This is a genomic window from Paenibacillus amylolyticus, assembly GCF_047302515.1.
GTDB classification, from domain to species: Bacteria; Bacillota; Bacilli; order Paenibacillales; family Paenibacillaceae; genus Paenibacillus; species Paenibacillus amylolyticus_G.
The window spans coordinates 584111-607344 of record NZ_CP168019.1; the positions used below are offsets into that span (position 1 = coordinate 584111).

General features: G+C 44.4%; 21 protein-coding genes. 15 read left to right on the forward strand and 6 right to left on the reverse strand.

Annotated features, from left to right (window positions below):
* Nucleotides 1-77: 77 nt before the first annotated feature.
* Together ACDJ59_RS02665 and ACDJ59_RS02670 are read right to left on the reverse strand one after the other, a co-directional pair.
* On the reverse strand, nt 78-893 hold the full coding sequence (locus tag ACDJ59_RS02665; protein ID WP_413407536.1) for a class I SAM-dependent methyltransferase: 816 nt from the start codon (nt 891-893) through the stop codon (nt 78-80).
* A 73-nt stretch (nt 894-966) separates the two neighbouring features.
* Nucleotides 967-1884: a helix-turn-helix transcriptional regulator gene (locus tag ACDJ59_RS02670; protein WP_413407537.1), complete on the reverse strand. Its 918-nt coding sequence runs from the start codon at nt 1882-1884 to the stop codon at nt 967-969.
* A 112-nt stretch (nt 1885-1996) separates the two neighbouring features.
* Between ACDJ59_RS02670 and ACDJ59_RS02675 the strand changes: the two genes are divergently transcribed.
* Nucleotides 1997-3430 carry a glycoside hydrolase family 1 protein gene (locus ACDJ59_RS02675; protein WP_413407538.1) on the forward strand — a complete coding sequence of 478 codons (1434 nt, stop codon included), beginning with the start codon at nt 1997-1999 and terminating at the stop codon, nt 3428-3430.
* Between the two features lie 167 nt (nt 3431-3597).
* Here ACDJ59_RS02675 and ACDJ59_RS02680 read toward each other — a convergent pair whose 3' ends face one another.
* Nucleotides 3598-4266 (reverse strand): phosphatase PAP2 family protein, encoded by a 669-nt coding sequence (locus tag ACDJ59_RS02680; protein WP_413407539.1) that lies wholly within the window; start codon nt 4264-4266, stop codon nt 3598-3600.
* Between the two features lie 169 nt (nt 4267-4435).
* Between ACDJ59_RS02680 and ACDJ59_RS02685 the strand changes: the two genes are divergently transcribed.
* The gene (locus ACDJ59_RS02685; protein ID WP_413407540.1) at nt 4436-5008 is read left to right on the forward strand and encodes a hypothetical protein; all 573 of its coding nucleotides are present in this window, start codon (nt 4436-4438) and stop codon (nt 5006-5008) included.
* 128 nt (nt 5009-5136) lie between these two features.
* On the opposite strand, the gene ACDJ59_RS02690 is transcribed toward ACDJ59_RS02685, so the two are convergent.
* On the reverse strand, nt 5137-5913 hold the full coding sequence (locus ACDJ59_RS02690) for an AraC family transcriptional regulator (RefSeq protein ID WP_413407542.1): 777 nt from the start codon (nt 5911-5913) through the stop codon (nt 5137-5139).
* A gap of 19 nt (nt 5914-5932) precedes the next feature.
* On the reverse strand, nt 5933-6514 hold the full coding sequence (locus tag ACDJ59_RS02695) for a LysE family translocator (RefSeq protein ID WP_413407543.1): 582 nt from the start codon (nt 6512-6514) through the stop codon (nt 5933-5935).
* Nucleotides 6515-6720: 206 nt separating this feature from the next.
* On the opposite strand from ACDJ59_RS02695, the gene ACDJ59_RS02700 reads away from it, so the two are divergent.
* The 6 genes from ACDJ59_RS02700 to mmsB all read left to right on the forward strand — a co-directional run bounded on the left by ACDJ59_RS02700 (nt 6721) and on the right by mmsB (nt 15118).
* The gene (locus ACDJ59_RS02700; RefSeq protein ID WP_341008543.1) at nt 6721-7728 is read left to right on the forward strand and encodes a substrate-binding domain-containing protein; all 1008 of its coding nucleotides are present in this window, start codon (nt 6721-6723) and stop codon (nt 7726-7728) included.
* 91 nt (nt 7729-7819) lie between these two features.
* A complete protein-coding gene (locus tag ACDJ59_RS02705; protein ID WP_413409699.1) occupies nt 7820-9688 on the forward strand; it encodes a cache domain-containing sensor histidine kinase in 1869 nt (622 codons plus the stop codon).
* Nucleotides 9689-9696: 8 nt separating this feature from the next.
* Entirely contained in the window at nt 9697-10995 is a 1299-nt protein-coding gene (locus tag ACDJ59_RS02710) for a response regulator (protein WP_413409701.1), read from the forward strand.
* A gap of 318 nt (nt 10996-11313) precedes the next feature.
* On the forward strand, nt 11314-12399 hold the full coding sequence (chvE, locus tag ACDJ59_RS02715; RefSeq protein ID WP_338588265.1) for a multiple monosaccharide ABC transporter substrate-binding protein: 1086 nt from the start codon (nt 11314-11316) through the stop codon (nt 12397-12399).
* A 21-nt stretch (nt 12400-12420) separates the two neighbouring features.
* Entirely contained in the window at nt 12421-13986 is a 1566-nt protein-coding gene (gene mmsA, locus ACDJ59_RS02720) for a multiple monosaccharide ABC transporter ATP-binding protein (protein ID WP_413407544.1), read from the forward strand.
* Nucleotides 13955-15118: a multiple monosaccharide ABC transporter permease gene (mmsB, locus tag ACDJ59_RS02725; protein WP_017686903.1), complete on the forward strand. Its 1164-nt coding sequence runs from the start codon at nt 13955-13957 to the stop codon at nt 15116-15118. The genes mmsA and mmsB overlap by 32 nt, the downstream gene beginning before the upstream one ends.
* Before the next feature lie 124 nt (nt 15119-15242).
* On the opposite strand, the gene mgtE is transcribed toward mmsB, so the two are convergent.
* Nucleotides 15243-16613 (reverse strand): magnesium transporter, encoded by a 1371-nt coding sequence (mgtE, locus tag ACDJ59_RS02730; protein WP_413407545.1) that lies wholly within the window; start codon nt 16611-16613, stop codon nt 15243-15245.
* A gap of 190 nt (nt 16614-16803) precedes the next feature.
* On the opposite strand from mgtE, the gene ACDJ59_RS02735 reads away from it, so the two are divergent.
* From ACDJ59_RS02735 to ACDJ59_RS02765, 7 genes are all read left to right on the forward strand, one after another.
* Nucleotides 16804-17508 carry a DNA alkylation repair protein gene (locus ACDJ59_RS02735; protein ID WP_076329126.1) on the forward strand — a complete coding sequence of 235 codons (705 nt, stop codon included), beginning with the start codon at nt 16804-16806 and terminating at the stop codon, nt 17506-17508.
* A gap of 42 nt (nt 17509-17550) precedes the next feature.
* Complete coding sequence (locus ACDJ59_RS02740; protein ID WP_413407546.1) at nt 17551-18105, forward strand: methylated-DNA--[protein]-cysteine S-methyltransferase; 555 nt, start codon at nt 17551-17553, stop codon at nt 18103-18105.
* Between the two features lie 237 nt (nt 18106-18342).
* Nucleotides 18343-18648, forward strand: coding sequence for a YfzA family protein (locus ACDJ59_RS02745; RefSeq protein WP_413407547.1), 306 nt, complete (start codon nt 18343-18345; stop codon nt 18646-18648).
* A 498-nt stretch (nt 18649-19146) separates the two neighbouring features.
* The gene (yfmF, locus tag ACDJ59_RS02750) at nt 19147-20421 is read left to right on the forward strand and encodes an EF-P 5-aminopentanol modification-associated protein YfmF (RefSeq protein WP_413407548.1); all 1275 of its coding nucleotides are present in this window, start codon (nt 19147-19149) and stop codon (nt 20419-20421) included.
* Nucleotides 20418-21710: an EF-P 5-aminopentanol modification-associated protein YfmH gene (gene yfmH, locus ACDJ59_RS02755; RefSeq protein WP_413407550.1), complete on the forward strand. Its 1293-nt coding sequence runs from the start codon at nt 20418-20420 to the stop codon at nt 21708-21710. The genes yfmF and yfmH overlap by 4 nt, the downstream gene beginning before the upstream one ends.
* A gap of 26 nt (nt 21711-21736) precedes the next feature.
* Nucleotides 21737-22588, forward strand: coding sequence for an ABC transporter ATP-binding protein (locus ACDJ59_RS02760; protein WP_413407551.1), 852 nt, complete (start codon nt 21737-21739; stop codon nt 22586-22588).
* Nucleotides 22589-23230 carry an ABC-2 transporter permease gene (locus ACDJ59_RS02765; protein WP_413407552.1) on the forward strand — a complete coding sequence of 214 codons (642 nt, stop codon included), beginning with the start codon at nt 22589-22591 and terminating at the stop codon, nt 23228-23230.
* Nucleotides 23231-23234: the final 4 nt, after the last annotated feature.

Here is a 23234-nt window from a genome sequence, read left to right on the forward strand (position 1 = left end):
CTACAGGTCATGTTTATGACGTGTAGGACCTCCTTTTTCATTTGGTATGTACGAGAGATGCAAGCGACGGATTGTTTTCAAACAATACCAAGGCGCATGCGATAAGAAAAGAGTACTTTTCTGGATTCTCCGTCAAATACAAGATTAGCCAGCGCTCTGAACTCGTCAGCAGCTGTTAATAGATCATCCGCTCCGAGCTTCAACGCTGTTTGAAGGCCGCCTTGGCTCAGGGCGAGATTGACATATCGATCGGCTGTGAATGTCTCGTGGTGATGAAACACAATTTCCCGAACATATCGGAACAGCCCGGACTGTTGAATCTGCTGCAAATGCCCATCTTTGCTCCATTTGTGTGCCTGACTATCCTGGGGAGCCAGACTGGCTGCTCGTTGATCTGCTTCCTTATTCAGCTGCAGATAGGCTTGTTCTAACTGCCAGTCTAACATTGGCGGCCAGTCGCAATCGTAGGCTGCAAATACGCCCCCTGTACGAAGTACACGTGCAAACTCGCGTAGTGTGGGTTGCGGCTCCATCCAGTGAAATGATTGGGAGCAGGTTAGCACATCGACACTGCCATCTGGTAGTCCGAGGTCGTGAGACAAGCCGGACACAAAACGCAGGTTATCCGGCTTCCCGGCAGATTCCCACTTGGATTCAGCTACAGACCTCATGTCATCGCTGGGTTCAAAGCCGATGATACGTTCAGCTTCATTAAGCCAGATCCACGAGGATAAGCCGGTGCCACAACCGATATCTGCGACCATACGCGGTGTGCTGCCAAGATATGTCGTTAGAATATCCACCACTTCAGTGGGAGCAGCTGGTCGGTTCTGATCGTATAACGTACCAAAACCTTTGAAACGTTCCACATTGTTGCGTCTAATGTCTTGCATGGATAAACCTCCTTCGGTCAGATGGATGACGGAGAGTCAGCTGTGATCAAAAGTTGTATAGGCCTATATTATATCATTCATTGTTGGGAAGTTTGTTCATGACGTTCTGCAAATGTTCAACGGCTTTGATATGACGTCTGAGCAATTCCTGTCCAACATGAACAGGCTCGATTACGGTCAGCTCGGAACCAAACGACAGCAGGAAGGAGTAGAGCCATTCCCCTACATTCAGTTCGAGAGAAACACGGAGCCTGCCATCATGCTCTTTTTTAATGAGGGAGGGTTCGAAAAAATCATACACTCGGTATGCAATATTGCTGGAGAACGAGAGTGTAAGAGAAGTCAGGACAGGAGCTGCTTCTGATTCAGGGTCGTTTGATCCGGCAGTAACAGAGTGATCGTGTTTTCTCGCCAAAAAAGTCAACTGGGTGATCCGTTTCATCTTAAATGTCTCGAATTCTTTCCGATCAGGGTCATCATGGATATACCCTTTGAAGTACCATGTACTGTTTTTGAATATAAGCTTCTGTGGCTCCACGGTCGGAATGCTCTTCTCACCATCCGAATTAACATAATGAAACGTAATCAGTTGATTCGTTAATATAGCCTGCTTCACCTGATTGAACAGTTCTCTCTCTTGCAGGGGGATGCTGCCCCATGGTGAGAAATTGAATTCGATCCAATCCAGCTTGTGATCAAAAAGGGCGGTTAACCGTTGCAGCATATGGGCACTGTTAAGATGGGGGATCGCACTGATGCTGTATAGTCCCATCAAAATTTCATTCTGGTCTTCTTCCGACAACAGGGACTTGTCCATGACATAGTTGTCCATCAGATGGATACCGCCATGCTTGCCGGTCGTCGTATAGACGGGGATGCCCGCAGCGCTCAGCCGGTCGATATCGCGGTACACCGTACGTACAGAAATCTCGAACATACGGGCGAGTTCGGGTGCAGTGGCTTTCTTTTTCTCCAATAACAAAAGCAACATTCGAAATAGTCGGTTATTTTCCATGCTCTGATTATACCATGACAATAGGTGTCAGGGTATGGGTGGTACACTGGTTACATAGTCTTATTGAGATATGAAGGAGGAACTGGTCATGACAATGAAAGAAGGTTTTTACTGGGGTGGCGCTACGGCTGCCAATCAATTCGAGGGTGGATGGAACCAGGGTGGCAAGGGGCCGAGCACGTCTGACATGATGACAGGGGGAACCCACACGATTCCACGCCGGATTACGCCTGTATTGGAAGAGGGCACGTATTATCCGAGCCATGAAGCGGTTGATTTTTACGGACATTACAAAGAAGATATTGCCATGATGGCAGAGATGGGCTTCAAAATGTTCCGCATGTCCATCAACTGGTCCCGGATCTATCCGAACGGTTATGATCTGGAGCCAAACGAAGAGGGATTGCAGTTCTACGATAATGTTTTTGCCGAGTTGAAAAAGTACAATATTGAGCCGCTCGTAACGATCTCCCATTATGAAACACCATTCGGTCTGACACAAAAGTATAACGGCTGGGCTTCCCGTGAAGTTATCGATTGTTATATCCGATATTGTACAACCCTTTTCAACCGATATAAGGATCAGGTCAAATACTGGCTGACGTTCAACGAGATCAACTGTCTGACAATGCCGATGGGTGCTTATATGGCTGCAGGTATTCTATTTGAAGGCAAAGAGACGCTGGTGGACGGAGTGGATGATCCACAGACTCGTTTCCAGGCATTACATCACCAATTTGTCGCCAGTGCCAAAGCGGTGAAACTTGGACACGAGATCAACCCTGAGTTCAAGATTGGTTGTATGGTCGCTTTCATGACAACCTATCCAAACACATGTAACCCGAACGACATGCTGCTTGCACAGAAGAAAGACCAACTGTCCAACATGATCTGTGGTGATGTTCAGGTTCGTGGTGCGTATCCTGGATTCGCTAAACGTTTCTTCGCCGAAGAAGGTATCCAGATCGAGATGCAACCGGGAGACGAGCAGACTTTGCGTGAAGGCTGCGTAGACTTCTATTCCTTTAGTTATTATATGTCTTTGGTTGAAAGTGCGGACGAGTCCCTCGAGAGAGCAGAAGGTAATCTGCTGGGCGGTATCAAAAATCCATATCTCGAAGCTTCCGACTGGGGTTGGCAGATCGATCCAAAAGGACTGCGTTACACACTGAATCATCTGTATGATCGTTATCAGATTCCATTGATGGTGGTTGAGAACGGTCTGGGTGCTGTCGATGTGGTAGAGGAAGACGGCTCCATTCAGGATGACTATCGCATTGATTATTTGAAAGGTCACATTGAACAGATGAAAGAAGCGGTAGCTGACGGCGTAGATCTGATTGCCTACACCATGTGGGGATGTATCGACCTGGTTAGTGCATCCACTGGAGAGATGAAGAAGCGTTATGGCTTTATTCATGTCAACAAGGACAACGACGGTAACGGAGACTTGAGCAGAACACCGAAGAAGAGCTTCCACTGGTACAAAAAAGTCATCGAATCCAATGGTGAAGAGTTATAAATTGGCGTGAAAAAAAAACCAGATCCGCCTGTTCGCTTAAATGGGACAAGCAGATCCATGTGGTCCTAAACGAGTTCAGGACTACTATATATGAATATAAAAATACCCGGCTATCCTTCAGTTAAGGAAAGCCGGGTATTTTTTTGTGTAGTACAATAGCGAGCCGCCTATGCCAGTCTTCTGCTTTGCAGTTGGGACATGCGCTCTAAATGCCGCCGGTAAAACCATATGCATGTGGAGAGCCAGCAACCACTCAAGAAGTATCCGCCGACAATATCACTTGGATAATGCACCCCCAAGTAGATACGACTTATACCAATGGTCAGTATAAATACGGCGCTGGCAACAATCATCAGCACACGTCCGGTGACGGTGGGTACATGTTTCCAGATTAGAAAGGCCAGTCCACCGTACAGGCTAAATGCTGCCATAGAATGCCCACTGGGGAAGCTGTAACCACTCACTTCAATGATCCGGTTAATGGTAGGTCTGGCACGCTGGAATACCAGCTTGAGCAATGCATTTAACAGGGTTGAACCTGCAAGCACACAAGCCAGGAAGAGCAGTTCGCGTTTGTGTCGCAGGCAAACGTATAACACAATCATGGCGATGATGGTAATGAAGACCACTGGCATTTCGCTGCCGATCCAGGTAAAAAGGTGCATGAATTGTGTCATACCAGGGGATTCCAACCCCTGAATCCAGCCGATCAGCGTATCATCAAATCGATGAATCTGGTTGTCGCTGATGGACAGGGCGATGCTTATAAAAGCGATCATGCATAACGCTGCAACGAGCAGCGGGAATGAGATATTCTTTTTCCAGTTGTGTATCAAATGTTGAGTTCCTCCGTGATGGTTGATTTCGTATGTTGTGTCCTTGCGTATGTCGGACATAACGATATTTGTATTGTGCTATAATTTTACAATAAATATAGCAGCAATAAAAATATGTAACCTTAACAACGCTTATTCAAGCAGAGAATGTAGGAGGGGAGCGGTCGGAATGAAACGAAGTTGGGTGATGTGCATGTTGATCTTACTGTTGGTTACGTCTGGGTTAGCTCTATTTCCCGGAGACAAAGTGTTTGCTTGCAGTTGTGTCGAAAGTGATGTTCAAAAGAGGTTGGAAACGTATACCACGGTATTTACAGGAAAAGTAGTAAAGAAGGAACGTTCTCAACAGTCGAAGCATGATGGCTTATTAAGAGAGTATACCTTTGATATAGATACTGCATGGAAGGGGGTTAATGCCAAAAAGATGAAAATCCTTGCGAGTGACGGAGGGTCTGAATCCTGTGGCATTCAATTTGAAAAGAATCAGTCCTACCTGATCTATGCTTATCAATATGAAGTGGATCATAAGCTTCATACGAATCTGTGCAGTCGCAATGTTCCAATTGAACAAGCCGGAGACGATCTGAAATTGCTGGGTGCGGGAAAGGTTGTAAGTAAAGAAGATTTTGGAGAAACCACCGATGGGAGAAGTGAATATTTCCAACTCATCTTATATGGTGGAGTCATTTTATTGGCAGCGTTGGCAATCGTGTGGATATGGAAGCGAAAGAAAAGAATCTGATTGCCCAACGGAAAAAGAAGCCGATCCCCGTACAGAACGTTAAGAAACATTGACGTTCTATACGGGGATTTTCAGGAGTGGCGTCAAAATTTTACCCATTTGGAGTCGAGATTATCGATCCGATGGAACTAGTTCAGCTGCAACATGTATTCATAAGCCGTAACACCAAATACCCGTTTGAAATGACGATTCAGATGGGTCAGATCGACAAATCCGCAATCGGCAACAGCAGTATATACGTCCTTTTGCTTTTCGATGGATTGACGGGCACGCTCCACCTTGCAGTTTAAGAAAAACTGGTAGGGGGATATGCCTGCATGTGCCTTGAATTCACGGATAAATTGAAACTTGGACATGCCAAATTCGGAACTCAGGTTATCCAGCTTGAGCACATCTTCAGTGCTGCAAAACATGATTTCCTTGGCTTTGCGGACCAGGTTGTCCTGAGGCAACCAGAGCTTGGTGTCCATTTCCTTCTGAGCCAGCAGGTGAACCAGATCGAAGACCCGTTCGCTGCACTCGGCTTCGTTCTGTCTGAGTTGAACGGCATCGTTCAACATCAGAATGTTACGTGCAAGCTCGGGATCATAGACGATGGGACTTCCAAAACGCAATTCCTTTTTGCCGATAATCTCCTCTACCAATTCCGGCTTCAAATACAGCATCACATAGTCAATGCCAGCCTTATCATAGGAGCTTCCATCATGGGACTGTTCACGGTTAAACAACATGACACCATTTTGGTGAGACGCCTGATATTGTCCGTCCAGGTTATATTGTTGAATGCCACGCAGGGTTACGCCAACCGCATACTCTTCATGGCAATGTTTTTTGTATGCAAAATCAGTAAAGCTGGCGGATAGTGCCAGCACGTCTTGCGACTTTTTATAGTTAAACCGTTCCATGCAGCACACCTCCCAAGCTTTAGATTAATCCGGATACTATAATGGCTGAGTATAACAAAAAAAGGGCCATGAGAATACTTAGTAATTTTTGGTGGCGATTCAGTAACGTCTTGAAAACCTTACCGAATACAACCCAACTGGAATAGGCGAGAAAACCAATGAATGTAATGAGCAGCACGAACAGGAACGAAGAAAATGAACTTTGATAAAAGGGCAATACATAACTTGGAATGACAGTGAAAGTAAACAAGACCACCTTTGGATTCACAAATTGCATGATGAAACCGTTCCAGAATCCGGTAACTTGTTTCGGTGCATCCTCGGTCGTACCCATCTTGTAGATCTTGTACGCCAGATATACCATGTACAGGCCGCCGACAATCTGCATCACCTTCAGAATTCCGGGTAACACTCCCGCAAGAAGCTGATTAAGAAAAGCTGATGCGGTAAGCAGCAGACCAAATGCCAGCGTAGCTCCCCACACATAGTGCATCGTTTGACGCGCCCCAACCTGTTGTACGGAAGAAAGAATTACGATATTGCTGGGGCCGGGGGTAAATGTTACGACGATGCAGTAGATTAAAAAAGATGCAAGATTCATAAGGATGATGCTCTCCTCTGGTTGTAGTTTAGTTCCATGATCATACGTCCATAGAGTGAAACCATATAGTACATTATTGCAGCAGGTACACCGTTAACAGCAGGAGCTTGTTTTTAAAAGATAAGGGGTGGTTTTCTTTTTGAATGATTGCGTTTACAATTTAGACGATGTACAAGGTGATCAGACCACTTGAGGAAGTGAACGGAATGAAAAAAATGCTGCTTGTTTACATTTTGCTAATCTCAGCATTTGCGTTGTATGTATTGAGGTTTGAATACACCAGTCAGGTAAACAGTTCTTGGGAGGACCGGGGGCTGCGCGGTGATATCGGAGAGACGTATATCATGATTACATTCCAGTCCGGGCTAGAGTATTGGAAGAGCCCGCTCAAAGGATTCGAGGATGCCGCGGATGCACTTGGTGTGACCGTAGAATATCGCGGAGCTACCCGGTATGATGCGAAGGAGCAGACCATGGTGATCGAGCAGGCTATCGCTCGTAAACCCGCAGGAATTGCCATATCTGCGATCGATCCACAATCGTTAGTTCCAGCGATTAACAAGGCAATCGACGCAGATATCCCTGTTGTATTATTTGACGCGGATGCACCCGGTAGCCAGGCCTATTCTTTTCTTGGGACAGATAATTACAAGTCGGGTGTAATGGCTGCCGATAAAATGGCTGAACTACTGGGTCGTGAGGGAGAGGTCGCGGTATTAACTTTACCCGGGCAACAAAATCATGAAGAGCGGACGAAGGGCTTCCGCGATACGATCAAGGAGAGATACCCTTCCATGCAGATTGTTGAAGTTGCAGACGGACACGGTGATGCGATGGTATCCAGAGACGAAACACAGAGAATGATGAAGGAACATCCCGAGCTGGCGGGTATTTTTGTGACTGAAGCTACCGGAGGGGCAGGAGCGGGGGAAGCCGTTCAAACTGCCGGGGACAGACATCCGTTGCAGATTATTTCGTTTGATACAAATAAGGCTACATTGGATATGATCAAGAACGGTACAATCTCAGCTACGATTGCACAGGGAACCTGGAATATGGGATATTGGTCACTCCAATATTTGTTCCATCTGCATCACCAGTTAACGGTTCCTGCCCCATCCTCATCCGGTGAAAACGCACCGCTTCCCGTGATGGTGGACACAGGGATCTCTGTGGTGACACGCTCGGATGTGGATGATTACTATGCCAAATAACAAGGAGGATTTCAAGAGTCCAGGGCATTGGAGCAGGAGAGCGATTCTCTCCACTTTCAGGAACGGGATTCGGCGTTTACGCTTGCGTAATATGCCCCTTCGCTACCAGCTGATGCTGCTTTTTCTGTTATTCGCCATTGTACCTTCCGTAGGACTTGGGTTGCTTGTGAACTGGACGGTGGAGCGGGTTGTTGAACGACAGGTTGAAGGGCATACCATGCAACTGATTGGCAAAGTGAATGAAGCTCTTAATAGCAAAATGGAGAATTTGCAAAACATGACCTATCTGATTGCATTTGACCCGGATATTGATGCTTTTATGAACGACAAAATGCCACAGAATGATGATGCAGGCATCGAACCGATGAACATGGACACCAATGCCGAAACGGAGCAAAATCGGTTATATGGCATCAAACAAACCTTGCAGGGGTTCACAACATTGTATCCTGAAATCGCCGGGATTGTTCTCGTCAATGCAAATGGTGACTATATTAGCAACGAGATGTATCCCCGAGCGGAACAAAGCTTGATCCAGGAAAATTGGTATCAAAAAGCTTCGGCCAATCCGGGCATCTTCATGGTATTGGGTCAGCCGAAAGAGCGAAATCTCACGACACATGTACGGTACAAGGATGATGAGATTGTATCAGTTGCACGTTCCATAACGGATGAAGCGTCAGGGCGAGTGCGAGGCGTTATTATGATTGATCTTAAACTAAGGTCCGTCTCTCAGGCTGCCCGTAATGTAACCTTGGGGAAATCCGGTTATGTGATGGTGACGGATGCAGAAGGTCAAAGTGTATACAAGCCGGAGCACCCGCTAATAGAACACATTCCCACAGACTGGTTCCCCTCTGGTGAGAGTGGAACATTTACCGCCGATACAGAAGGTGGAACGTTATTATTCATGTATCAGTCGTCTACCTTTACAGGTTGGAGAACGGTAGGGGTATTTCCAACAAGAGACTCGATATCCGAAGTGCGCCAAATCCAGTTTTACGTGGTTAGCTTTGTATTTGTGGTGTGTTTGTTTGGCCTGAGCGCCTCTTTATGGTTCTCCCGTTCCATTGCTCAGCCCATTTTCCGGCTCATGTCCTACATGCGCAGGGCGGAGACTGGCAATCTCAGACCAGGCCGCTGGAGTGATCGCGCTGACGAGATTGGCATGCTTGGCAACAGTTATAACCGAATGCTGGCACAGATTCGACAACTGATATCACTAAATGAATTGCGGGAGCGGCAGAAGCGCGACGCTGAAATGCGAAGTTTGCAGGAGCATATCAAACCACACTTTTTGTACAATACCTTGGATACGATTCATTGGATGGCACGCAAAGAGGGTGCAGAAGATGTATCCGGCATGGTTGGTGCGTTATCTCGATTATTTCGTATAGGGCTTAGTAAAGGACAGGATTACATTCCGCTGCATTCCGAGATTGAGCATATGACCAGCTATATGCAAATTCAGCAGACACGATACCGCGATCGTCTTCAGTATACATTGAATATTCCAGAGGAACTGCGGGACCTTTTTGTGTTAAAGCTGCTGCTTCAGCCCCTGATAGAGAATGCAATCTATCATGGAATCAAGGGCAGGCGTGGGCCGGGACACATTCGGGTGGAGGCCAGATTGGAACATAACAGACTGCTGCTGACCATTCATGATAATGGAGCAGGCATGTCCAACGAACGGCTGGCCGAGATGCAGCAGCTGCTCGAAGCTCCTTTGGCAAGTTTGGAAGCGTCTTCGCCTGGGATGACAGGTAAAAGTTATGGAATGTTGAATGTGCAGGCCCGTCTCCGGCTGTCCTTTGGCGATGAATACGGTATTGTGCTGGAGAGCCAGGAAGGTGAAGGAACGAGTGTGACCATCATTCATCCGTTGATGCGGGAGCTCCCACCAACCAAGCAAATCAATAACGAAGAGAGGCAGGAGAGTGAATGGGAAAATTCATGAAGTCGACCGTGACAACTTCCACTGAAACAGATGAGACATCCGCATTGACTACAGTAATGGAGATTACGCCGGATAGCCATGTGGCGAAGAAATACCGCGTGCTCATCGCTGATGATGAACCGATCATTCGTGAGGGGATTCGGGATGCCATTGACTGGACAACTCTCGGGATGGAGGTTGTAGGTGAAGCGGAAGATGGCGAGGAAGCGCTGGAACGGGCGGCTGATTTGGGTGTGGATATTGTTCTCGTCGATATGAATATGCCATTTCTGAACGGAATCGAACTAATCCGTGCCCTTCAGCAGAAGTGTCCAGGCTGTCGTTACCTGATCATCTCGGGACATGATGAATTTGCATATGCGCAGGAGGCGGTTCGTCTTGGCGTAGAGGATTACATCTTAAAACCTGTGCAAGCAGAACAATTATATGCTGCACTTGAGCGATTGCATCAGCGACTTACTGAAGAGCACCAGAGGACGGCATATGTACAACAGGCAGCTCATCAGATTGAACGTAATATCCCGTTGCTTCGCCAGCGATTTATGCTGGAGTGGCTGGAGGGGCAGGCTGAAGGGAGGGATCTGACGGAGCAGCTTGTGTTTTTGCGGTTACCCGCCGTCTCACCTGTGCAGATTGGGGTCGTACGCTGGCCTGCCGCTGAAGCGCGTCAGACGATACTGAGAGAGAATGATCGTCAGTTGTTTCTGTATGCAGTGGAAAATATAATTAGTGAACTGCTGGGGGACCTGCCGCATGTCCTGTTTCGGGACGTAAGCGGCTTGATCGGCATGTGTCTGTGGCAGGAAGCCCCCGAAGAAATAGAGTCCCTTCTGGAACAGCAGATCAGTTCTTGCCTGAATATTGCCATTCATGCTCATGTGGAGACACATGCAGGTACACTGGAAGAAACGCCGGATACGTACCGTCATTGCCGTGAACGGGTATACGGGGAAGTGCAGTTGTCCCCTCTGGTTCGCCGGGCAAGACAACTTATTCACGAAGAATATGCCGAGCGGGAACTGACCCTGGAATCGCTCGCTTCCCGTCTACAAGTATCTGCCGTATATCTTAGTCGTGTGCTGAAGAAAGAGCTGAATGATTCCTTTGTCACGCTTGTCACGCATGCTCGCATTCGCAAGGCTATACAGTTATTAGACTCAACAACATTACCGATCCACACCATAGCTGAGCGTGTAGGTTATGATACCCAGCATTATTTCAGCACTGCATTTAAGAAAACAATGGGCATTTCGCCAGTGCAGTATCGAAAGAACGGAGGAACGGCTTATCAACCTTCTGCGAATTAAATATCGTATTACAGTTGTTCATTCAGACATGTGATACATGAGATGGATGTGTTCTACTTCGTGTGAAGCGAAGTGGAGCATGTCCTTTTTTTTGACTCCGGTATGGTATCTCATGGGTCACACTTGTACTTTAAGCGTTTCCATCAAAAGTTAAATTTTTATAAAAAAGGTTCAAAACGTGCAAAGACCTTGCAGCATCTCCAATGCTACCATTAGTCTCAGACAGGAACAGCAAGCAACAGGATGCACTACATGTATTGTAAGCGTTATCTTATAACTCATTCAGAACCGTATGACGTGAGGAAAGGGGAACTTCATATGAAAAAAGGAGCAATGCTCATCTGGCTTCTGGTGATGACCTTGATGCTTTCGGCCTGCAATCTGGCAGAGAGTGGCCCAGGCAGTAAAGAAAAGGGATATGTCGGTATATCGATGCCAACCAAATCATCAGAACGATGGGTGGGAGACGGGGAGAACATGGTCCGTCTGTTTCAGGAGCAGGGGTACAAAACCGATCTTCAGTATGCTGAGGATGTGGTTGAGAATCAGATTTCGCAGATTGAAAACATGATCACCAAAGGTGTGGATGTGATGGTTATTGCGTCCGTGGATGGCAACACGCTGACGGATGTAATCAAGAAAGCGCATGACGAAGGGATACAAGTGATCTCGTATGATCGGCTCATTCGCAATACGCCATATCTAACCTATTACGCCACGTTCGACAATTTTAAGGTGGGTGTGCTTCAAGCCTCCTACATCGAACAAAAACTTGGACTCAAGGATGGAAAAGGACCGTATAACATTGAGCTGTTTGGTGGCTCTCCTGATGATAATAACGCCTATTTCTTCTTCGATGGTGCGATGTCTGTGCTGAAGCCGTACATCGATTCCGGCAAACTGGTGGTACGCAGCAAGCAGATGACGATGGCCCAGATTGCGACCTTGCGCTGGGACGGAGCACTGGCCCAGTCACGGATGGATAACCTGCTGAGTGCGTATTACTCGGGTGATCATCTGGATGCAGTATTATCTCCTTATGATGGAATCAGTATTGGTATCATCTCATCCTTGAAAGGGATTGGTTACGGTACTTCGAACAAGCCGCTACCCGTTATTACAGGACAGGATGCTGAACTTGCCTCGATCAAGTCGATTGTGGCCGGGGAACAGACGCAGACAGTGTTCAAGGATACACGGAAGCTAGCGGAGAAGACGGTAGAGATGGCCAATAGTATTTTGCAAGGAAAACAGGCGGAAGTTAATGATAAAACATCATATAACAACGGAATTGAGGTTGTTCCGGCGTATCTCTTGGATCCCATCTCGGTGGACCGTACAAATGTGGAGCAGGATATCGTTGGTACACAGTATTACACGAAGGAAGAAATCGGACTGAAATAATAAATGAAAGGAGCACATCCCATGGCCGGAATCATTCTGGAAATGAAAAACATGACCAAAACCTTTCCTGGCGTCAAAGCGCTGGAAAATGTCAATCTGAAAGTCCGTGAAGGCGAGATTCATTCCATATGTGGTGAAAATGGCGCAGGTAAATCTACGTTGATGAAGGTACTGAGTGGTGTATATCCACATGGCACGTATGAAGGCGACATTTTATTTCAGGGCAAAAATTGTGAGTTCAAGGATATTAAGCAGAGCGAGGATCTGGGAATCGTCATTATCCATCAGGAGTTGGCTCTGATTCCCTACCTTTCGATCGCGGAAAATATATATCTGGGCAATGAGCGAGCCAGCAGAGGAATTGTCAACTGGAAGGAAACTTTTGTAGGTACACGAGAACTGCTCTCGAAGGTGGGACTGAGCGAAAATCCAAACACGCTGGTATCCAGCATCGGGGTAGGCAAACAGCAACTGGTCGAAATTGCGAAAGCGCTCTCCAAAAAGGTTCGTCTGCTAATTTTGGATGAGCCAACTGCTGCGCTGAACGAGGACGACAGTGAAAATCTGCTGCAATTGATGCTGGAATTCAAGAAACAGGGCATCGCCTGTATCCTGATCTCACACAAGCTGAATGAGGTATCCAAGGTATCCGATTCGGTGACTATTTTACGGGATGGCAAGACAATTGAGATGTTGGATATGAAGAAGGAAAAAGTGACGGAGGACCGGATTATTAGCGGAATGGTAGGACGTGATCTCACCAGCCGTTATCCGGAGCGTCATGCGACCATTGGTGAAGTTATCCTAGAGGTAAAGGATTGGACGGTATATCACGAACATCATGCCGAGCGGAAAGTACTGGATCAGATCCATATGAATATCAGACGTGGTGAGATTGTAGGTATTGCCGGGCTGATGGGCGCTGGGCGTACCGAACTTGCCATGAGTATCTTTGGCAAATCCTACGGCCGGAATATTTCGGGGCAACTCATTAAGAATGGTAAACCGATCCACAACAATACCGTCACGGAAGCCATTCAGAACGGGTTTGCTTATGTGACAGAAGACCGCAAAGAATACGGACTCATTCTGATGGATGACATCAAGCGCAATATTTCCTTGACGGGTCTGAGCAAGCTGACGCGAAACGCAGTAGTGAACGAGCGTGAAGAAGTACTGGTGGCGGAAAAGATGAAGAAAAGCATGAACATCAAAGCACCAAGTATTTTGCAAAAGACCGGTAATCTAAGTGGAGGCAACCAGCAAAAAGTGGTGCTCAGCAAATGGATTTTTGCCGGACCAGATATTCTTATCCTGGATGAACCTACCCGAGGTATTGATGTGGGAGCGAAATTCGAAATCTATACGATTATTCATCGGCTTGCTGCTGAAGGCAAGGGCGTACTGGTAATCTCATCCGAGCTTCCGGAGGTTCTTGGCCTGTGTGACCGGATCTATGTGATGAATGCCGGACGAATCACCGGTGAAGTCAGCCGGGAGCAAGCATCGCAGGAAACGTTGATGAGATATATGACCAAGTCTGGAGGCGGCAAGCATGGAAATGATAACAAAGCTTTTCAAAAATAATATCCGTCAATACGGCATGATTATTGCCTTGGTAGTGATTATGCTCTTGTTCGAGGTACTGACAGGCGGGCTGTTGCTCAAGCCGATTAATATTACAAATTTGATTTTGCAGAACAGTTACATTTTGGTGCTGGCGATCGGAATGGTGCTGGTCATCATTACCGGGCATATTGACCTGTCTGTTGGTTCCATTGCAGCCTTTGTTGGTGCCGTTGCCGCGATTATGATGGTTGATTGGCAGCTTCCGGCTTGGCTTGCGGTCATCGCTTCTTTGCTGGTTGGGGCTTTGATCGGTGCATGGCAAGGCTTCTGGATCGCCTATGTGCGGATTCCGGCATTTATCGTGACGCTGGCAGGGATGCTGCTGTTCCGCGGCTTAACGATGATTGTGCTGGAGGGGCAATCGATCTCTCCTTTTCCAGGTGGTTTCCAGAAAATAAGCTCAGGCTTCCTGGCGGACATTCAGTTCTCAGGTTTCGGTCTGGTATCTATCATTGTGGGTCTTGTGCTCACCGTCTGGTACATTGTCAATGAACTGCGGGAACGCCGTTCCCAGCGAAAATATGGATTCGAGGTCGTGTCACAGGGACTATTTTTGCTCAAGTTGATTGTGGTGGCTGTTGTGACAAATCTGTTTACGTTTGTACTCGCAAGTTATGCAGGTATTCCAAATATCCTGGTCCTGCTGTTTGTCCTGATCGTTGTGTACTCCTTCGTTATGAATCGTACTGTCATGGGACGGCATGTGTATGCGCTTGGAGGTAATGAGAAGGCCGCAGGTCTGTCCGGAGTCAAAACAAAAAAGGTAACCTTCTGGGTTTTCGTGAACATGGGTACACTTGCTGCGGTATCCGGGTTGATCTTCGCCGCACGTCTGAATGCAGCTACGCCAAGAGCGGGTACCAACTTCGAGCTGGATGCCATTGCGGCCTGCTTCATCGGTGGTGCTTCCGCTTCAGGGGGTATAGGTACGGTATTTGGTGCCATCATCGGTGGTTTGGTTATGGGTGTGCTGAATAACGGGATGTCCCTAATTGGTCTCGGTATTGACTGGCAACAGGGGATTAAGGGATTGGTACTGCTGCTCGCTGTAGCATTTGATATCTATAATAAAAATAAAAGAATGGCATAGCGCATTGTAGACGGGATAGTTGGTTAAAAAGAGAGTTTAGATGAAGATATATACACTTCACCTTGCAAGCAAAACAGACCTTGATCGCAGGATCAGGTCTGTTTTGGCTGTATACACAACTTTTTTACATCAAGGCATCAAGGAAACGTGTGGCGATCCCAAAATAGATAAACAGGGACAAGATATCATTCAATGTGGTGATTAACGGGCCAGAGGCAACAGCCGGGTCGACTTTGAAACGACTAAGCAGAAGCGGAATACAGGTACCGGTCAGTGTGCCAATGACAAGAGTGAGGAACAGAGACACCCCAATAATGGCGCCGAGTAACCAGTCCCCTTGCCAGAAATAAGCGATGACAGTAATCAGCAATCCACATACCAAGCCAATCATGGTGCCTACCTTGATCTCCCGACCAATCAGTGCGAGTACGGTGGCTTTGTCGAGTTTGCGTCCGATCAGTCCGCGTACCACAACAGCCAGAGACTGCGTTCCTGTGTTACCGGTCATACCTGCGATCATCGGCATGAAAAATGCCAGTGCCACAACCTGATTGAGTGTATCCTCGAAGAAATCCACAATACTTCCCGATATTAGGCCGATGAACAGTAATAGGATGAGCCAGGGAAGTCTGCGTCTGACGGCCACGAGTGGTTTGGTATCAAAGTCGATATCCTTGCTACCGCCCCCCATCTTGGCCAAATCTTCACTGGCTTCATCCATAATAATATCGATGACATCATCCATCTGAATGATACCGCATAACCTGTGATTTTCATCCACCACCGGAAGTGCAATGAACTCATAACGCTGCAGAAGCTGTGCTGCTTCTTCCTGGTCCATATCCACCGTTGCATGGATCACCCGCCGGGTCATCAGTTCTTCAACCTGGGTCTTATCGTCAGCCAAGGCGAGGGATCGATAACTCACGACACCGACCAGTTTGCCTTCATTATCGGTTACATAGAGATAACTGGAGGGTGAAATATGCATGGTCCCTTGCGATTGTCGTAAGGCTTCCTTGGCTGTCTCATGAGCGAGTAGGGTCCGATATTGATCTGTCATGATGCGTCCTGCCGTCTCCGGCGGATAATTAAGCACGGATCGGATAATGGCAGAGTGATCCAGGTTCATATTGGACAGCAATTCTTCTCTGCGTTTGGCGGGTAAATCGTGCATAAACCGGATCAGATCACTTTTGTCCATCTGCTGCATGACTTCAAGTGTTCGTTCCGGCCCAAGTCGTTCAAACAGTTGAATCTGTTCGTGCAGCTTCAAGGTCTCGGCGAGATCCGCCAGAGCATCGGGTTTGAATAGGAGCAGAAACCGATTGGTTTCTTCTTCAGGGAACTTTTTATATACAAGTGAGAGGTCGTAGGGATGCAGTTCTTTCACCAATTTATAGAAATCGGGAAGGTTCCGGGATTGTACATGTTGCACGAGTTGTTCGGTGATCTCCTCCACGGAGAAATCTTTTTTGGTATGAGGTCCGTTCATATCGACACTCCTTTCTATTCGGTCAGCTTCATATTTTTAAACGAAATGGGTTGGGAATTAAACAAATGGAGAAAAAATGAGAGTCCCAAAATGATATTGTAATCTTGCTCAAACATTCGATATGGGCTTACAAACAGCCGCTGCAAGGATATACTTGTTGTACAGTAACAGACGAGGAGGACATGCGCTAGTGGAAGTAGATATCAGAACACAATTGCTCAGCATGGTTGAGCCGGAGTATCAGAAATTCTCGGCTGCACTTATTCCCAACATCACGAATGTACTTGGTGTAAGGTTGCCAGCCTTACGAAAAATTGCCAAGCAGCTTGCCGCCGGGGACTGGCGCACGTATCTGGAAACGGCAGAGGATGAATATTTTGAAGAAGTGATGTTGCAAGCAATGGTCATTGGACATGTACAGGCTGATCTGGACGAGCTGTTAAAGGCTATTGAAACATTTGTACCGAAGATTGACAACTGGTCGGTGTGTGACAGCTTCTGTGCGGGACTGAAATATACGAAGGTCCATTCGGAACCCATGTGGGCGTTCTTGCAGCCGTATCTGAGATCAGATCAGGAATATGAAATCCGGTTTGGTGTGGTAATGCTGTTGAATTTTTATCTGAATGAGCGATATATCGATCAGGTTCTATCCGCATTGGATCAGATTAGGCACGAGGCGTATTATGTGAAAATGGCAGTTGCTTGGGCAATCTCAATGGCTTATGTGAAACAACCTGAGGTGACTATGCGTTATTTGAACCGTAATACCCTGGATGATTTTACGTATAATAAGGCACTTCAGAAAATCACGGAATCTTATCGCGTTGATCCAGAGAGCAAGCAAATGATCCGCAGTATGAAACGTAAGGTGAAGAAGCAGATTACCTCCTAGTTCTAGCATTAAGCATTCCACCAGGGAGAGGGCGGTAAACGAATGAGAAAAAAGTTGATGTACACCACGATGCAGTTGGACGGTCGTCCATGGGTACTGCTCGCTACGGAACAGGGATTGTGCCGAGTGGTCATGCCCAACGAAACATTGGAAGATTGGAATGGCTGGATACAGAAAGTTGCACCTGGCGTGGAACTGGAAGAGAACGAGGATGCTCTGAAACAAACAGGTATGATGGATTGGTTACAGTCCTATTTTGCAGGAGAATTGATAGCTTATACAGATGCGATCCCACTGGACTTGATCGGAACGAACTTCCAACAGGAGGTATGGAGAGAGCTAGGGCGTGTGCCTTATGGTGAAATTCGGACCTATGGTGACATTGCCGCTGCGATTGGAAGACCTTCGGCTGTGCGAGCAGTTGGGGCTGCAAATGGGGCCAATCCAATTCCGGTTCTGCTACCATGCCACCGCATTATAGGGGCTAATCGCAAGCTGACCGGGTTCCGTGGAGGCTTGGAGATGAAGCGCACACTGCTGGATATCGAACAGATTGAAGGCGTGACCGATGGAGGGCATGCGCGGTTCCATTTTTAAGCCTGATAATAGTTAGAAAGTGAAAGTCCAATATGAATTAAAGCATATTTATTATTTAGAGAGCATCATAAACAATTTTGATTATACTTTTTTTTCTTTATTTGGGATAAAATAAGTGATTTGCAATATGGAAGTGGTATATAATCTATGTGTGGTATATATATATCTTAAATACAACTACTAGGAATATGCATATTCAATGAGGATTCAAATTTAATTCAGAAAGGAGGAACTACGATGTCGTATGCTCCTCAAAAGCGTCATTCTAATCGAGCAAAGCGCTGGATCATTACGATTGGAATATTCATAGTTGTTCAAATAATTTTTATCGCTATTGATGGCACTTTCTTGGAACCCAGTATAAACGATAGTGACAACGTATTGGCCAAAACGGTAAGAGGGGTTTTGGAATCAAAATTACTCACCGAACGGATTGCCCCGTATTCTTTTCCATTTTTTAATTTGTTTTTGATAGTTCACGTTGTTGCAATATTGATTCAAGCATTGGGAGATAGTATATTAGCTATATTTGCAAAAAGATAAGCAAACTAATGGCAGGATACTAAAAGATTTATAGAAATCCAATTTGCAAGCTGGTTATGGTAAACACCAGGAGCCAGCTTGTTATTTTCTCTGATAACGTTCTCTTAAGATCACCTTATATCTATAAATTCTCTTTTTCAGTTTTCTCTCCACATCAGTCACTTCTAAATATCAAATGTGCAGTTTCAGAACGGACTCCTCTTTTATTTCTACCAAGCTTTCCCCTTAAGCAATCATTTTAATAATTCAAACGCATAAACAAGAGTGAGTTCTCAAAGAGTCGATGTTACGTGAGGAACGTCCTTTTGTAGTAAAGTAGAATTTTGAATTTTTTTGGCAATTATGGTAGAAATATATGATGGGTTATGATACAATAGTGGAAAAAATATGTAAATGTAGATTATTTAGTTTGTTATCTTGGTGATCATCAATTAATATATTTATGGATTTGGACATAAAAAGAATTCTTACATAGATATATGAGGGGGGAAATCACAATTGGAAGATATACATATAAGTTCCGAGGAGTTAAACGGCGTACATCTTCACCTGTACAACACGAATAAATTTAAGACAGTAAGTATTATGTTAACGATGAAGTCGCCTCTCCAAGAGAGTTTGATCACTGCAAGAGCACTCATTCCCCATATCCTGAACGGAGGGTCAATTAATTACCCGAATCGTAAGTTGATACAACAAAAACTTGATAAATTGTACGGAGCAACTCTCCTTCTAGATGTACAAAAAAAAGGTGAAGATCATAGCATTGTTTTTAGGATGGAGATACCTGCGGACAAATTTCTTGATAATTCTGCTTCATTACTGAAGTCGTCTCTTGAATTATTGCATGAGATCGTTTACAATCCCTTAATTGAAAATGGAGGGTTTCATTCTATAATTGTTGAACAAGAGAAACGTTCCTTAAAACAACGGATTGATTCAATACATAATGAAAAAATGCTATACGCGAATGTTCGCTTGCTAGAAGAGATGTATAAAGGTGAGCCTTACCAAATTCCAGCATTCGGAAGAAAAGAAGATATTAATTCACTGGATGCAATATCAATTTATCAAGCCTATGAAAATATGCTTCAAACGGATCGTTTTGACTTATTTATTGTGGGTGCGTTTAACGAAGATCAGGTCAAATTAATGGTGCAGAACATCTTTTGTGAACAACATAACAATGAATTTATGAAAGGGTTTTCTTCTGCAAGTGTAACTGTAAATGATATTAAAGTTATTCAAGATAAAATGGACGTAAAGCAAGGTATCCTTCTGTTAGGGTACAGAATTTCTTCGACAATACAAGATGAGGATTACGAGGCTGCAAGAGTGGCGAATGCTATTTTTGGCAGGTTTCCATCTTCCAAGCTATTTCGTAATATACGTGAAAAGGAAAGTCTCGCTTACTTCTCTCATTCCCAAATGGAAAGCAATAAAGGATTATTGATCGCTATGGCAGGGATTGATTTCATTCATTATGAACGTGTAGTTGAAATGATTAGAGAACAAGAGCGTGCCATGAAACAAGGGAAATTTACAGAGGCGGAAGTTGAACAAGGTAAAGGAATGTTGATTAATCTATTACTGGAAGCGCATGATTCTCCTGTAGGAATTATGGACATATTCATTCAATCTGTGGATAGTGGATTATCTATTGATATACATGATCAGATTCAAAGAATTAGTAAAATATCAAAAGCTGATGTCATTTGCGCCGCTAAAAAGTGGGAACTGGATACGATCTATTTCTTGAATAGAGAGGAGTGAATGAATTGCACCCCATTATTTATGAGGGATTAGAAGAAACCATATATTATGAAAAGCTCCCCAATGGCCTTGAAGTGTACATACATCCCAAGAAAGACTTCCATAAAACAGTTGCTACATTCACAACTAAGTACGGTTCGATCGATAACAAATTTTCACCTGAAGGAAAAGATTATTCTGTTCAATTCCCGGATGGAATAGCCCATTTTTTAGAACATAAGATGTTTGAATGTGAAAAATGGGATGCATTTCATAAATTTGCAGAGCAAGGAGCCTTTGTTAATGCGTTCACCAGTTTCACTCGTACGGCGTATACATTATCGGCTACATCTCGCATAAAAGAGAATCTCACAACTCTTCTTGATTTTGTTCAGGAACCCTATTTTACAGATGAAACGGTAGAAAAGGAAAAAGGTATCATTGAACAGGAAATAAAAATGTATGACGATAATCCAGATTGGCGTGCACGATTTGGTGTTCTGGATAATCTGTATAAGAGTCATCCAGTTAAAATCGATCTGGCAGGAACAATTTCTTCTATTCAACAAATTACAAAAGAGGATTTGTACACTTGCTATAATACATTTTATCACCCGAGTAACATGTTGCTTTTCGTTATTGGACCTGTAGTTCCTGAAGAAATTTTAAGGCTTGTTCGAAGCAACCAGGAGCAAAAAGAATTTCCGGAAACTAAAAAGATTCGCCGTTTTTTTCCTGAAGAAGGTGCTGCAGTGAACAAAAGCTCAAGTGTTATAAAATTGCTAGTTCCGATTCCTAAAGTTTTTATTGGATACAAAGAATCATTTCCGATAAAACAAGGACAAGAGATACTTAAATATGAGTTGTCATTAAATGTTTTGCTTGAGTTGATGTTCGGAATTGGTTCAGAAGCTTATGAGAAAATGTATGAGAATGGTTATGTGGACAACTCATTTAATTTCGAATATACGCATGAAAAGAATTTTGGGTTTTCGATCATAGGTGGAAACAGTCATTCGCCTGAAGACGTAATTAAAATTATAAGTGAAACCATCGAGAAATTTAAAAAGGACTCCATCAATAAAGATGATGCAGAACGTGTTATTAACAAAGAGATTGGTGCATTTTTAAGTGCCATTAACTCGCCTCAATTTATCGCTAATCAATTTACACGTTATCGTTTTAATGACTTGGACTTATTTGACGTATTGCCAATACTTGAGAGCTTAACAGCATCTGATCTTGAAGATGTACTGCATGTACACTTTTCGAGTGATTCAAGAACAACATTAATTGTAAAGGACAAATAGAAGACAGAAAATCAGGAGCTGAGAGAATGTCAAACCTTTTAGAAATTAAAAATGTTAGAAAATCCTATGGAAACAAGGTTGTCTTAAAGGGGATTTCATTTAATGTCCCATATGGATCAATTGTTGGTTTTATTGGCGATAACGGTGCGGGGAAATCAACAACATTCAAAATTGTATTAGGATTAATTTCCAATGACGATGGCATGGTGAACATATTTGGAGAAGAAAATATAAATAAAAACCCTAAAATCAAAGAGAAGATTGGCGTCGTATTTGATGCAGCTAATCTGCCGGCTCATCTTACAATAAAGCAACTGAATAAAGTTTTTGGTAAATTGTTTGATTCTTGGGATCAGGATAACTTTCATCGTCTAGTTAGTTCTTTTTCTCTCCCTGTAGATAAAAAGGTAAATGAGTTTTCACGTGGGATGTCAATGAAACTGTCAGTTGCTGTTGCATTGTCGCATAATGCACAATTATTGCTTCTTGACGAAGCGACGGGAGGGCTTGACTCCTCATCAAGAGAAGAGGTGTTAAATGAGTTGAAAAGTTTTGCCAGCAAAGAAAATGGGGGTATATTACTTTCCTCTCATATAATGAGTGATATTGAGAAAATAGCTACTCATCTTGTCATTATAAAGGAAGGTGAAATTTTGCTGAATGCAGAGAAAGATGAAGTTTTTGAAAAGTATACAATTGTAGATATGGACATGGAAAAACTTAATTCACTTAACCAAGATATCGTGGTTGCCAAAAGAAACTTTGATACGTATTACAGTGTACTTGTATCCGATAAAAAGCAATTACCGCATGATCTGGTGACTAAGCCCATCTCAATGGATGACATCAGCTTATTATTAACAAGGAGTAATGAATAAATGAACGGTTTATTATTGACAAGTTATTATTTAGTTTATCGGAGTTCCTTTTTATATACGGGACTGGCCATACTGTTATCGGTCATCATTTTAACATTTGCAGATGCCTCAATGCACCGGTTAGTTGCACTGTTAAATATCTTGCTTATGGTGATGTCTGCCCTTGACGTAATCAAATTCGAGGGTAAGTCGGGTTATGATAAATATGTTCTTACTCTACCTGTCAGTAGAAGTACTATTGTACAAAGTCACTACCTCTTCTATTTTTTGGTGGTTATTTACGGAGTTATACTATCGTATAGCATCTTTTATGTATATGATCTGGTGTCAGGCACGCCGATCAATGAGATGTCCAATTCTATCTTTTTTGGGATTTTCGCAGTTCTTCTCACTGGTGCAATAAACTTTCCACTGTACTACATCTTTGGTCCAGAAAAATCAGATTCCATTACATTGGGGAGTGTAGGTGGGGCGATATTGGTTACGATTGTTTCACAAAGCTTGGTTGGTTATGTGGCATCATTCTTTAACCCGATCAATCCAGATCTACTTGCCCCGATTATTTACTTAATATTTGGTGTTATTGTCTATATTGTATCTTTATGGGCTGCTATTCTAATATACCGAAGGAAAGAATTTTAAGAAT

Coding starts and splice junctions, on each gene's coding strand:
- ACDJ59_RS02665 (WP_413407536.1), bottom strand. CDS start 893: ATGCAAGACATTAGACGCAACAATGTGGAACGTTTCAAAGGTTTTGGT.
- ACDJ59_RS02670 (WP_413407537.1), bottom strand. CDS start 1,884: ATGTTGCTTTTGTTATTGGAGAAAAAGAAAGCCACTGCACCCGAACTC.
- ACDJ59_RS02675 (WP_413407538.1), top strand. CDS start 1,997: ATGACAATGAAAGAAGGTTTTTACTGGGGTGGCGCTACGGCTGCCAAT.
- ACDJ59_RS02685 (WP_413407540.1), top strand. CDS start 4,436: ATGAAACGAAGTTGGGTGATGTGCATGTTGATCTTACTGTTGGTTACG.
- ACDJ59_RS02690 (WP_413407542.1), bottom strand. CDS start 5,913: ATGGAACGGTTTAACTATAAAAAGTCGCAAGACGTGCTGGCACTATCC.
- ACDJ59_RS02695 (WP_413407543.1), bottom strand. CDS start 6,514: ATGAATCTTGCATCTTTTTTAATCTACTGCATCGTCGTAACATTTACC.
- ACDJ59_RS02700 (WP_341008543.1), top strand. CDS start 6,721: ATGAAAAAAATGCTGCTTGTTTACATTTTGCTAATCTCAGCATTTGCG.
- ACDJ59_RS02705 (WP_413409699.1), top strand. CDS start 7,820: ATGCCCCTTCGCTACCAGCTGATGCTGCTTTTTCTGTTATTCGCCATT.
- chvE (WP_338588265.1), top strand. CDS start 11,314: ATGAAAAAAGGAGCAATGCTCATCTGGCTTCTGGTGATGACCTTGATG.
- mmsA (WP_413407544.1), top strand. CDS start 12,421: ATGGCCGGAATCATTCTGGAAATGAAAAACATGACCAAAACCTTTCCT.
- mmsB (WP_017686903.1), top strand. CDS start 13,955: ATGGAAATGATAACAAAGCTTTTCAAAAATAATATCCGTCAATACGGC.
- mgtE (WP_413407545.1), bottom strand. CDS start 16,613: ATGAACGGACCTCATACCAAAAAAGATTTCTCCGTGGAGGAGATCACC.
- ACDJ59_RS02740 (WP_413407546.1), top strand. CDS start 17,551: ATGAGAAAAAAGTTGATGTACACCACGATGCAGTTGGACGGTCGTCCA.
- ACDJ59_RS02745 (WP_413407547.1), top strand. CDS start 18,343: ATGTCGTATGCTCCTCAAAAGCGTCATTCTAATCGAGCAAAGCGCTGG.
- ACDJ59_RS02760 (WP_413407551.1), top strand. CDS start 21,737: ATGTCAAACCTTTTAGAAATTAAAAATGTTAGAAAATCCTATGGAAAC.
- ACDJ59_RS02765 (WP_413407552.1), top strand. CDS start 22,589: ATGAACGGTTTATTATTGACAAGTTATTATTTAGTTTATCGGAGTTCC.